This window comes from Micromonospora sp. S-DT3-3-22 (assembly GCF_015354745.1).
Classification (GTDB): domain Bacteria; phylum Actinomycetota; class Actinomycetes; order Mycobacteriales; family Micromonosporaceae; genus Micromonospora; species Micromonospora wenchangensis.
On sequence record NZ_JACGMO010000003.1, the window covers coordinates 115,710 to 126,758 of the forward strand.

Sequence of the window (11,049 nt, forward strand, 5' to 3'; positions counted from 1 at the left end):
TGTTGGCCCGTACGACAAGAGCACGCCACCCGAAGGAGAGCGCCATGTCCGTCGTCGTCACCGGGGCCACCGGCCACCTGGGCCGCCTGATCGTCGAATCCCTGCTGCGCCGGGGCGTACCCGCCGGGCAGATCGTGGCCCTCGGCCGCACCGTGGACCGGCTCGCCGACCTCGCCGACCGTGGTGTCGAGGTCCGGGCGGCCGACTACACCGACCCCGACTCGCTGCGCGCCGCCCTCACCGACGCCGAGAAGCTGATGTTCGTCTCCGGCAGCGAGGTCGGCCAGCGGGTGCCCCAGCACCACAACGTGATCGAGGCCGCCCGGCAGGCCGGCGTCGGTCTGGTCGTCTACACCAGCATCGCCCACGCCGACACCTCCGACCTGCTGCTGGCCGCCGAACACCGGGCCACCGAGGAGGAACTGCGCGCCTCCGGACTGCCGTACGTGCTGCTGCGCAACAGCTGGTACCTGGAGAACTACACCGGTCAGCTGGCCAGCTACCTGGCCCACGGGGTCGCCGGGTCGGCCGGCGACGGCCGGGTCAGCGCCGCCACCCGGGCCGACTACGCCGAGGCCGCCGCCGAGGTGCTCACCACCGAGGGACACGCCGGTCAGGTCTACGAGCTGGGCGGCGAGGCGTTCACCATGACCGAGCTGGCCGCCGAGGTGTCCCGGCAGAGTGGACAGGACGTCCGCTACACCGACCTGCCGGTGCCGGCGTACACCGACCTGCTCGTCTCGGCCGGGCTGCCCGAGCCGTACGCCGCCACCCTGGCCGACGCCGACCGGGGCATCGCCCGGGGTGCGCTGTACGTGCCCGTGGAGCACCTGGAGAAGCTGCTCGGACGCCGTCCCACCAGCCTGGCCGAGGCGATCCGCGCCGTCCGCTGACCCCCGACCCGCCCGCCCCGGCGACCCCCTGGCGGGCGGGTCGGGATAACCGGTGGAGCGTCCCCGCCGCCCACCCGACAATGCTCGACATGGATCACCAGACGCTGGTGCGGGTCAGCAAGCGGATCTCGCTGGCGCTGCGGCACCAACCGGCCCGGTTCGGCCTCACCCCCGATCCGGGGGGCTGGGTGTCCGTCGTCGACCTGCTGGCAGCCCTGCGGATCGACCGGGCCGACCTCGACTCCGTGGTCACCGGCAACGACAAGCAGCGCTTCGCGGTGATCCGGGACGCCGACGGGGTCGAGCGCATCCGGGCCAACCAGGGCCACTCGTACCCGGTCGACCTGGGGTTGACCGCCGCCCCGCCGCCGCCCCGGCTCTTCCACGGCACCGGGGCCACCGCGCTCGGCTCGATCCGGGCCACCGGGCTGCACCGGGGCGGTCGGCACCACGTACACCTGTCGTCGGACGTGGCGACGGCCCGGCGGGTCGGGGCCCGCCGGGGTGGCGCGGTGGTGGTGCTGACCGTCGACGCGGCGGCCATGGCCCGCGACGGGCACGCCTTCTACCGCAGCGCCAACGGCGTGTGGCTCACCGACGCGGTGCCGCCGGCCTATCTGATCTGATCACCCCGGTCGCGGCGGCCACGACGCCAGCGGGTACGCCGGGCGGTTCACTCCGGCGGCGGGTAAGGTGCGGATGTCGTGCCTCGGGGCGGCCCGGCGAGCCGGACCAGACGCCGTGGCCGAAGGTCGACACCGCTGCCGCCACCACGCGTCCCCCGCCGTAGCGCGAGGGACGCCCGCCGGGAAGGGACCGCGCGATGGCACCGCTCCCGCTGAGCCCGCAGGACGCCCTGGTCGAACTCAGTCGGATCCGACTCGACGAGGCCAGCCTGGACGAGGTGCTGCAGCTGATCGCCGACCTGGCCCGGCGCAGCCTGCCCGGGGTGGCCGAGGTGTCGGTGACCCTGCTGCGCGGTGGCAGCCCGCAGAGCGTCGCCGTCACCGGCGACGTCGCGCTCCTGCTCGACGAGTGGCAGTACCGGCAGGGCCACGGGCCGTGTCTGGACGCCGCCATCACCGGCGACACCCTGCTCGTGTCCGACACCGCCACCGAGGAACGCTGGCCGGCCTGGGCAGCCCGGGCGGTCGACGGGGGCATCGGCAGTACGCTCGCCATCGGCCTGCCGATCCAGGAGGCGGTGGTCGGCGCCCTCAACCTCTACGGGCCCACCCCGCGCGCCTTCGACGCCGAATCGGTCGAGCTGGCCCGGACCTTCGCCGCGTACGCGGCGGTGGCCCTGGCCAACGCCCATCTCTACGCCAGCACCGCCTCGCTGGCCGAGCAGATGCGGGCGGCGATGGAGAGCCGGGCCGTGATCGAGCAGGCGAAGGGCATCATCATGGGCCAACGCCGGTGCACGGCCGACGAGGCGTTCGGCATTCTCGCCCGGCTCTCCCAGGACACCAACCGCAGCCTGCGGGACGTCGCCGCCGCACTCGTCGGCCGGGCCACCAGCCCGACGCACTCAGCTTCCGCGAGTCACTGGTCCGGCCGGGTGGGCTGACCGGACGCAGGCTCGACGACCTGTTGTACCAGAGCCTCCGCCACGTCCCGCAGCTTACGGTTGGAGTTCTGTGACACCCGGGCCAGCAGGGCGAACGCCTCGTCGGCCGTGCACCGGCGTTGGCCCATGATGATGCCCTTGGCCTGCTCGATCACGGCGCGGTTGCGCATGGCCTCCTGCATCTGCTCGGCCAGCGAGGCGGTGCTGTCGTAGAGATGGGCGTTGGCCAGGGCCACCGCGGCGTGGCCGGCGAACGTCCGGGCGGGGTCGGCCACCCGGCTGAAGGCGTCCGGCCGGGTGCCGTAGACGTTCAGCGCGCCGACCATCGCCTCCTGGATCGGCAGGCCGAGGGACATCGAGGAGAGCACCCCCGTCGTGCGGGCCCGCGCCGCCCACTCCGGCCAGCGACGCTCGTCGGTCATGTCCGCGATGATCAGCACGGTGCCCGTGGTGGCCGCGTCCAGGCACGGGCCGCGACCGTGCTCGTACTGCCACTGGTCGAGGCGGAGCGCGAGGTCACCGGTGTGGGCAGCGGTGTGCGCCGCGGTGCCGTGGACCAGGGTCACCGAGACCTCGGCGGCTCCCGGGATGCTGTCCCTGGTCACCTCGGCGATCCGGAACAGGACGGCGTCGAGGTCCATCTCGGCGTGGCGGATGGCGCCCAACCGGAGGACAGCCTCGGTGATGTCCAGTGGTGACTGCGGCATATCGTCTGACGTCCTTGCGAACCGGCGCAAACCTGCCGGTAGGCCCGGCAGCGCGTGACGAGCGGTCCTCACCAGGGGGCCGCAGGTGCGGCCACCCGGGATGGACCGGGGACCGCGCCGCTGCTTGACGCTCGCGCGACACCCCATGGGACGTCGAATGCGGAGCATCACCTTACCGGGTCCGCCGGGGGCGACACGCGAGGACACCACCGAGCGCCCAATTCCGGGTGGTGTCCTCGCCGGACACCGGGGATGATGACGGGCGACGACGACAGGGGAGCGGACGGATGACGGTGGGACTGCCCCGCGCGGGGCGGGTGTTGTTCATCGGCGACAGCATCACCGACGCCGGGCGGGACCGCGCCGACGAGGCCGACCTGGGGGTGGGCTGGGCGATGATGGCCGCCGCCTGGTTCACCGCACGGCATCCGGGCCACCGGGTGACCTTCCGCAACCGGGGCATCGGCGGTGACCGGGTACGCGACCTGCGGGCCCGCTGGGCGGACGACTGCCTGGCGATGGCCCCGCAGGTCGTGTCGGTGCTGATCGGGATCAACGACACCTGGCGGCGGTACAGCAGCGACGAGGTGACCACGGTCGAGGAGTTCACCACCGACTACCGGCACCTGCTCGCCACCACCCGGGAGGCGCTGCCCGACGTCCGGCTGGTGCTGATGGAACCGTTCCTCATCCCGGTCGACGACGCCCAGCGGCGCTGGCGCGACGACCTGGACCCGAAGGTCGACGCGGTGCGCAAGCTCGCCGCCGAGTTCGACGCGACGCTGGTCGCGGTGGAGGCGGTGTTCCGCGCCGCCGACGTCGACGACCGGGTGTGGACCGACGACGGGGTGCACCTGACCCCGTCCGGCCACGCGGTGCTGGCCCAGCGGTGGCTGGCGGCGGTCACCCCGGCCGCCTGACCCCGACCGGGGACAGGGTCCGGGGGCCGTGCCGTCAGCTCACCGGCGCGCCGACCGGCCGCTCAGCCGCGCCGCCAGGGCAGCCGCAGCCGGCGGCTCGACGGCTCGACGCCCAGGTCCAGCTCCGGTTCCGTCCCGCCCCGGCGTCGCCACCGGTTGCCCTGCTGGTCGGTGAAGCGCAGCTCGACGGTGGCCGAGGCGTACCCGGTCAGGTCGACCGAGCGGTCGACGGTGACGAAGAGTTCACCCTGGCTGCGGCCGTTGAGCCGGTCCACCGGCCCGGTCAGCGCGGTGACCCCGACAACGACCTCGTCGGCGGAGTCGGTGGCGCGTACCCGGGGGTCGGCGGCCAGGTCGAAGACCGGCCCGTCGCTGTCGTTGGTGACCCGCACCCGGAGCACCCCGCCCCCCTCGATCCGGGCCGAAGCCGACACCAGCCGCGCCTGCCGGGCGCGGGCCGCCCGGTCCTCGCGCCGCCGGGCCCGGATCTCCCGGCGCAGGCTGAGCACGCCGAAGAGCAGCGTGCCCACCGTGCCGAGCCCACCGAACCAGTCCGGCACCGACCCCCAGTCGATGTGCCCGTGTCCCGGCAGCCACGCGAACAGCTCCACAGTCGACATGACCGGCACGGTATCGCCGGCCTGCCACCGTCCCGTAGGGCCGGCAGCTCACGACGTGCCGTCCACTGCTCGGTCGGCACCTTCCGCCGTCCCGTCCACAAGACCCGTACGATCGGGCCGGGCGGTCCACTCGGAGTGATGCCGCCGCTGCGGACGGGTAGGGTTGGGGCAAGGATCACCGCCACGGGCTGTCCTCGCCGTGCTCGGCCCGTGTGCCATGACCCCTGTCGTCCCGCCCCTCCGGGAGGTCAGATGAGTTCCCTCGGTCCCGTTCACAAGACCCGCCCGCCCCGGCCAGCAACGATGCGGTCGCCCTGCCTCCCCTGCCCGGTCCGGTCCGGTCGCGCAGTGGCCCCCGGCCCCGGCACCGGTCGACGATGACCGGCGCGGTGCAGGACGCCGGTTTCTCCATCACCCCGCCCCGCCCCGGTCGGCTGCCGTTGCGCGGCCGCGACGAACTGGTCGAGACGATCCTGCGGGCCGCCGAGCCGCCGGCCGGCACGCCCCGCCCGGCCGAGGAGGCGGCCCAGATCCTCTGGGGCCTGGGCGGCTGCGGCAAGAGCGCCACCGCGCTGGAGGTGGCCCGCCGGCTGGAGGCACGCGGTCGGCTGGTCTGGTGGATCTCGGCGAAGGACTCGGCCCGGGTCAGCGCCGGCATGCGCGAGATCGCCGGCCAGCTCCAGGCCCCGGAGAGCCAGCTCGACCTGGCCTGGGCGGGCAAGACCCGCAGCCCGGTGGAGTTGGTGTGGACGCTGCTCAACGAGTCGGACCGGCCGTGGCTGCTGATCTTCGACAACGCCGACGAGCCGTCCCTGCTGGCCCCGCTCGACGGCCGGGTCGCCGAGGGCAACGGCTGGTTCCGGCAGCCGCGTACCCGCAACGGGCTGGTCCTGGTCACCACCCGCGACGGCCGCCAGGAAACCTGGGGCGACTGGTCCACCATGCACCCGGTGAAGGAACTCTCCCCACCGGACGCCGCCCAGGTCCTGATCGACCTCGCCGGCGACGCGCCCGGCAGCCTCGCCCAGGCCACCGGCCTGGCCACCCGGCTGAAGGGGCATCCGCTGGCGCTGCGCGGTGCGGGCACCTACCTCGCCGAGGCCAACCGCATCCCGGTGGGCGGGGCCGGGGTCTCCATCCGCACCTACGACGGCTACCGGGAGGCCCTGGACCGCCGCTCCGGCGCCGGCACCACCCGTACCGTGTCGCAGGCGTTCGACCGGGCGGTACGGCCGGTCGTGCAGTCCTGGGAGATGTCACTGGACCTGCTCGCCGGGCGGGGGCTGGCCCAGGCCCGCCCGGTGCTGCGGCTGCTGGCCTCGCTGGGGGACGCTCCCATCCCGTACCAGATCCTGCTGGACCCGGCCCTGCTGTCGGGGTCCCGGCTGGTCGGTGAGATCGGCGAGGACCGGCTGCGCGAGGTGCTCCGGTCGCTGGCCGACTTCGCCCTGGTCGACCTCGGCGTGATCGAGTCGTTGCCCGCGTGGTCGCCGGTCGCGCACGTGGTGACCCTGCACCCGCTGGTACGCGAGCTGGTGCACGACCACCCCGACGTGATCGCCGACCGGCCCGCCTACCACGAACTGGTGCTCACCCTGCTCGACGTGTTGCGGCTGCGGGACCCGGACCGGCCCCGGGAGGAGGAGTTCGACCCGGACGAGCCCGACAAGTGGGCCAGCTGGCACGTGCTGGCCCCGCCGACGACCGGGGCGGTGCTGGCCTTCTTCGACGCGGGGGAGCTGCCGCGGACCGAGCCGGAACTGCTCACCACCGCGCTGGACCTGGCCCGGTTGATCGCCCGCTTCCTGCTGGCCGTCAGCCTGCCCGGGCAGGCCGAGATCCTGCTCGACCGCTGCCTGGCCGCCTGCCGCCGGATCGGCCTCGACCCCGGGGAGCGGGCGGTGCTCAGCCTGCGCCACGAACGGTCCCGGGCGGCCCTGGAACAGGGGCAGCTGGACCGGGCCGAGGCCGAGCTGCGGGAGATCATCCCGGCCCGTGAGGCGCTGCTCGGCCGGGAGCACCGCAACACCCTGGCCAGCCGGCACAAGCTGGCCCGGACCATCCTGGAGCAGGGCCGGTGGGGTGACGCCGAACAGGAACTGCGGGAGATCGTCCGGGCGGAGTTCCGGGTCCGTGGCCCGGAGGACCGGGACACCATGACCGCCCGGCACAGCCTGGCCCGGGCGGTGGCCGCCCAGGGCCGGTACGCCGAGGCCCGTGCCGAGCTGACCGCGATCCTGGAGATCCGGCTGCGGCACTGGGCCCCCGACCACCTCGAGACGCTGACCGTCCGGCACACCCTGGACCTCTGCCTGCTGCGCGAGGGGCGCGCCGCCGAGGCCCTCGCCGGCCTGCGGGCGATCCTCGCCACCGACACCGCCCGACGGGAGGCCCAGCACCTCGGGATGATCGCCGCCCGGCACACCCTGGCCGAGGCGCTGATCGCCACTGGTGACCGGGTGGAGGCCGAGAAGGTCCTCGCCGCGGTGGTCGCCGACCGGCGGCGCATCCTCGGGGACGACCACCCTGACACGGTACGGGCGGAGGCGGACCTGCGACAGCTACAGGGCGGATGAGCACAGGTCGTGCCGCCGCCCGCCCGACGAGGGAGTGACGTGAGCCAACACCTGCGCCGTAGCGACCGGCTGACCCCCGGGTCGCTGCGGGAACTCGCCACCGGGGAGATCGACCTCATCTGGCACCGGGAGTACTACCCGCCGGCCGAGTGCGACGCCGTCCTGCCCCGGGTGGTGGCCGCCGTCGCGGCCGCGAACTTCTCCCTCACCACGGAGTTCACCAGCGTCGGCACCTCGATGGGGCAGGTCGCCAACGGCGGGGAGGTGGTCCGCCGCTACCTTGACGACGCGCCGGCCACCACCCGGCTGATCCGGCACGAGGTGTTCGCCGGCCGGCAGTCACCCACCGACCTGATCCGGCTCGACCTCGACGAGATGTGGCCGTACGGGGCGACGGTCGGCCGGCACGAGGGGCGGATGATGCTCCCCGGGGTGCTGCGCCGGATGACCCCCGGTGGCCGGGGCCGACCGCACATCGACCGCCGGCAGATCCCCCTGCTGGACACCTACCGGCTGCGGCGGCGGCTCGGGGTGAACATCTACCTGGAGGTGCCGGCGCCCGGTGACGGCGGTGAGATCGACTTCTGGGGACGCCTGGGCGAGGACGAGTTCGTGGCGCTCAAGGCCGACCCGTTCGACTACGGCCTCGAACCGGAACGGGTCGGCCCGCCGCACGACACGGTGCTGCCCGGCCAGGGTGACCTGGTGATGTTCGAGGCGGGCCGGATGCACGGGGTGCGGGAGGTGCGTCGGGGCTGCCGGACGTCCGCCGCCTGCTTCGTCGGGGTACGCGGCGACGCCGACCCGCTGCTGTTGTTCGCCTGACGGCCCGCCGGGGCGTTGCCACGGCCCTGGGTGATCCTCTACGGTCGGACCAGCGGTTGGCGGTGCGGTCCTTCCCAACCACCACCGCCGAGCGGCCCCGTGGCGGGCCGGGGCCGGTGGGGCCCCGGAGCACCCTGCCGGTGGCCCGACGGCGGTCCCGTGTGTCCTCCTGCCCCGTGCCCGTTCCGCGCCCCCGGCCCGGTTCCGGTCGTTACGGTGGGAAACACGCCGAGCCGCCCGGGAGACCCCGTGTTCCTCACGCCCCACGAGCAGGACCGCCTGCTCGTCCACGTCGCCGCGGACGTCGCCCGCCGCCGGCGCGAGCGCGGACTGCGCCTCAACTATCCCGAAGCCGTCGCCCTTATCACCGCCTTCCTGCTGGAGGGCGCCCGGGACGGCCGGACCGTCACCGACCTGATGGCCGCCGGCCGGACCGTGCTGGGCCGCGACGACGTGCTCGACGGCATTCCGGAGATGCTGGGGGAGGTGCAGGTGGAGGCGACGTTCCCGGACGGCACCAAGTTGGTGACGGTGCACCACCCGATCCCGTGATCCCGGGGGAGATCCTGCCCGGCGACGGGCCGGTCGAGATCAACGTGGGGCGTCCGGTGACCACCCTGCTGGTGGTCAACACCGCCGACCGGCCGATCCAGGTCGGCTCGCACTACCACTTCGCCGAGACCAACCCGGGGCTGCGCTTCGACCGCGCCGCCGCGTACGGGCAGCGGCTCGCGGTGCCGGCGGGGACGTCGGTGCGCTTCGAGCCGGGCGTCAGCCGCACCGTCGACCTGGTGCCGCTGGGCGGGGCCCGGATCGTGCCGGGGCTGCGCGGCGAGGTCGCCGGCCCGCTCGACCCGCAACCGGGTCCGGCCGCCGACGGCTCCGGCCCGCACGCCGGGGAGGTCGGCCGGTGAGCGCGGTGGACCGGCGACGCTACGCCGACCTGTACGGCCCGACCACCGGCGACCGCATCCGGCTTGCCGACACCGACCTGCTGATCGAGGTGGAGATCGACCACTGCGTCGGCGGCGACGAGGCGGTCTTCGGCGGCGGCAAGGTGATCCGCGAGTCGATGGGCCAGTCCCGGGCCACCCGGGCCGAGGGCGCCCTGGACACGGTGATCACCGGCGCGGTGGTGCTGGACCACTGGGGGGTGGTGAAGGCCGACGTCGGGCTGCGCGACGGGCGGATCGTGGCGCTGGGCCGGGCCGGCAACCCGGACACCATGCCCGGCGTCCACCCGGACCTGGTGATCGGCCCGTCCACCGAGGTGATCGCCGGCAACGGGCGCATCCTCACCGCCGGGGCGGTGGACACCCACGTGCACTTCATCTGCCCGCAGATCGTCACCGAGGCGCTCACCTCGGGCATCACCACCCTGGTCGGCGGGGGCACCGGCCCGGCCGAGGGGACCCGGGCCACCACGGTCACCCCGAACGCCTGGCACCTGGCCCGGATGCACGAGGCGCTGGACGCCTTCCCGGTGAACGTGCTGCTGCTGGGCAAGGGCAACACGGTCTCCACCGAGGCGCTGTGGGAGCAGTTGCGGGCCGGCGCGGGCGGGTTCAAGCTGCACGAGGACTGGGGGACCACCCCGGCGGCGATCGACGCCTGCCTGCGGGTCGCCGACGCGTCCGGGGTGCAGGTGTCCATCCACACCGACACCCTCAACGAGGCCGGGTTCGTGGCCGACACGCTGCGCGCGATCGCCGGCCGGGCGATCCACTCGTACCACACCGAGGGGGCCGGGGGCGGGCACGCGCCGGACATCATCACGGTGGCCGGGGAGCCGAACGTGCTGCCGTCGTCGACGAACCCGACCCGCCCGTACACCCGTAACACCCTCGCCGAGCACCTCGACATGCTGATGGTCTGCCACCACCTGAACCCGTCGGTGCCGGAGGACCTGGCGTTCGCGGAGAGCCGGATCCGGCCGTCCACGATGGCCGCCGAGGACCTCCTGCACGACCTGGGCGCGATCTCCATCATCGGTTCCGACGCGCAGGCGATGGGGCGGGTCGGCGAGGTGATCACCCGGACCTGGCAGAGCGCCCACGTGATGAAGCGGCGGATCGGCGCGCTGCCCGGCGACGGCCCGGCCGACAACCACCGGGCCCGCCGCTACGTGGCGAAGTACACCATCTGCGCGGCGATGGCCAACGGGCTGGAACGGGAGATCGGCTCGGTGGAACCGGGCAAGCTCGCCGACCTGGTGCTCTGGGACCCGGCGTTCTTCGGCGTCCGGCCACACCTGGTGATCAAGGGCGGGATGATCGCGTACGCGCAGATGGGCGACGCGAATGCCTCCATCCCCACCCCGCAGCCGATGCTGCCGAGGCCGATGTTCGGCGCGTACGGCGTGGTGCCGGCCGCGACCAGCGTGACGTTCGTCGCGCCGGCCGCGTTGGAGGCGGGCCTGCGGCTGGACGTGCGCCGCCCGCTGGTCCCGGTGGCCGACGTGCGCTCGCGGGGCAAGGCCGACCTGCCGGAGAACGGCGCGCTGCCGCGCATCGAGGTCGATCCGGACACCTTCACCGTCCGCGTCGACGGGGTGGTGGTCGACCCGGAACCGGTCGCCGAGCTGCCCATGGCCCAGCGGTACCACCTGTTCTGATGACCCCGTCGAGCATGGTGCTGCTGCTGGCCGACGGCAGGTTCCCCGCCGGGGCGCACGCCCACTCCGGCGGGCTGGAGGCCGCGGTGGCGGCCGGGCTGGTCACCGACCCGGCCACCCTGGCCGGGTTCCTGCGCGGCCGGTTGGCCACCGGCGGGCTGGCCGCCGCCGCGTTCGCGGTGGCGGCGCACCGGGCCGCCGGGGCCGCCGACCGGCGGGCGACGCTGGCCCGGCTGGACGCCGAGTGGGACGCGCGGACCGCCGCCCCGGCGCTGCGGGCGGTGTCCCGCCGGCAGGGCCGGGCCCTGCTGCGCGCCGGGCGGG

The 11,049-nt window shown here is 74.4% G+C and carries 12 protein-coding genes; 10 read left to right on the forward strand and 2 right to left on the reverse strand.

Annotated features, from left to right (window positions below):
- Positions 1 to 44 precede the first annotated feature (44 nt).
- The 3 genes from H1A17_RS01705 (at position 45) to H1A17_RS01715 (ending at position 2,463) form a co-directional block, all read left to right on the forward strand.
- A complete protein-coding gene (locus H1A17_RS01705) occupies positions 45 to 893 on the forward strand; it encodes an SDR family oxidoreductase (protein WP_145920185.1) in 849 nt (282 codons plus the stop codon).
- An 89-nt stretch (positions 894 to 982) separates the two neighbouring features.
- Entirely contained in the window at positions 983 to 1,519 is a 537-nt protein-coding gene (locus H1A17_RS01710) for an RNA 2'-phosphotransferase (RefSeq protein WP_145920184.1), read from the forward strand.
- Positions 1,520 to 1,716: 197 nt separating this feature from the next.
- Positions 1,717 to 2,463: a GAF and ANTAR domain-containing protein gene (locus tag H1A17_RS01715; protein ID WP_145920183.1), complete on the forward strand. Its 747-nt coding sequence runs from the start codon at positions 1,717 to 1,719 to the stop codon at positions 2,461 to 2,463.
- On the opposite strand, the gene H1A17_RS01720 is transcribed toward H1A17_RS01715, so the two are convergent.
- Positions 2,439 to 3,170 carry a GAF and ANTAR domain-containing protein gene (locus H1A17_RS01720; protein ID WP_145920182.1) on the reverse strand — a complete coding sequence of 244 codons (732 nt, stop codon included), beginning with the start codon at positions 3,168 to 3,170 and terminating at the stop codon, positions 2,439 to 2,441. The genes H1A17_RS01715 and H1A17_RS01720 overlap by 25 nt on opposite strands.
- A gap of 287 nt (positions 3,171 to 3,457) precedes the next feature.
- On the opposite strand from H1A17_RS01720, the gene H1A17_RS01725 reads away from it, so the two are divergent.
- A complete protein-coding gene (locus H1A17_RS01725; RefSeq protein ID WP_145920181.1) occupies positions 3,458 to 4,090 on the forward strand; it encodes an SGNH/GDSL hydrolase family protein in 633 nt (210 codons plus the stop codon).
- A gap of 62 nt (positions 4,091 to 4,152) precedes the next feature.
- Here the strand turns inward: H1A17_RS01725 and H1A17_RS01730 are convergent, their stop codons facing one another.
- Entirely contained in the window at positions 4,153 to 4,710 is a 558-nt protein-coding gene (locus H1A17_RS01730) for a hypothetical protein (protein WP_145920180.1), read from the reverse strand.
- Positions 4,711 to 5,087: 377 nt separating this feature from the next.
- Here H1A17_RS01730 and H1A17_RS01735 point away from each other — a divergent pair, with 377 nt between their 5' ends.
- The 6 genes from H1A17_RS01735 to H1A17_RS01760 form a co-directional block, all read left to right on the forward strand.
- A complete protein-coding gene (locus tag H1A17_RS01735; RefSeq protein WP_145920179.1) occupies positions 5,088 to 7,286 on the forward strand; it encodes a tetratricopeptide repeat protein in 2,199 nt (732 codons plus the stop codon).
- Between the two features lie 39 nt (positions 7,287 to 7,325).
- Positions 7,326 to 8,111 (forward strand): 2OG-Fe(II) oxygenase, encoded by a 786-nt coding sequence (locus H1A17_RS35425; RefSeq protein ID WP_145920178.1) that lies wholly within the window; start codon positions 7,326 to 7,328, stop codon positions 8,109 to 8,111.
- 249 nt (positions 8,112 to 8,360) lie between these two features.
- Positions 8,361 to 8,663: an urease subunit gamma gene (locus H1A17_RS01745; RefSeq protein WP_145920177.1), complete on the forward strand. Its 303-nt coding sequence runs from the start codon at positions 8,361 to 8,363 to the stop codon at positions 8,661 to 8,663.
- Complete coding sequence (locus H1A17_RS01750) at positions 8,660 to 9,025, forward strand: urease subunit beta (RefSeq protein ID WP_145920176.1); 366 nt, start codon at positions 8,660 to 8,662, stop codon at positions 9,023 to 9,025. Before H1A17_RS01745 ends, H1A17_RS01750 begins: the two co-directional genes overlap by 4 nt.
- A complete protein-coding gene (locus H1A17_RS01755) occupies positions 9,022 to 10,725 on the forward strand; it encodes an urease subunit alpha (RefSeq protein ID WP_194820842.1) in 1,704 nt (567 codons plus the stop codon). The genes H1A17_RS01750 and H1A17_RS01755 overlap by 4 nt, the downstream gene beginning before the upstream one ends.
- The coding region (locus H1A17_RS01760; RefSeq protein WP_305070348.1) for an urease accessory protein UreF at positions 10,725 to 11,049 on the forward strand (325 nt) is incomplete at its 3' end. The genes H1A17_RS01755 and H1A17_RS01760, both read left to right, overlap by 1 nt.

Excerpts from the sequence above, each read along its gene's own strand:
- H1A17_RS01735 (WP_145920179.1), top strand. The coding sequence starts at position 5,088 with ATGACCGGCGCGGTGCAGGACGCCGGTTTCTCCATCACCCCGCCCCGC.
- H1A17_RS01720 (WP_145920182.1), bottom strand. The coding sequence starts at position 3,170 with ATGCCGCAGTCACCACTGGACATCACCGAGGCTGTCCTCCGGTTGGGC.
- H1A17_RS01725 (WP_145920181.1), top strand. The coding sequence starts at position 3,458 with ATGACGGTGGGACTGCCCCGCGCGGGGCGGGTGTTGTTCATCGGCGAC.
- H1A17_RS01730 (WP_145920180.1), bottom strand. The coding sequence starts at position 4,710 with ATGTCGACTGTGGAGCTGTTCGCGTGGCTGCCGGGACACGGGCACATC.
- H1A17_RS01710 (WP_145920184.1), top strand. The coding sequence starts at position 983 with ATGGATCACCAGACGCTGGTGCGGGTCAGCAAGCGGATCTCGCTGGCG.
- H1A17_RS01715 (WP_145920183.1), top strand. The coding sequence starts at position 1,717 with ATGGCACCGCTCCCGCTGAGCCCGCAGGACGCCCTGGTCGAACTCAGT.
- H1A17_RS01705 (WP_145920185.1), top strand. The coding sequence starts at position 45 with ATGTCCGTCGTCGTCACCGGGGCCACCGGCCACCTGGGCCGCCTGATC.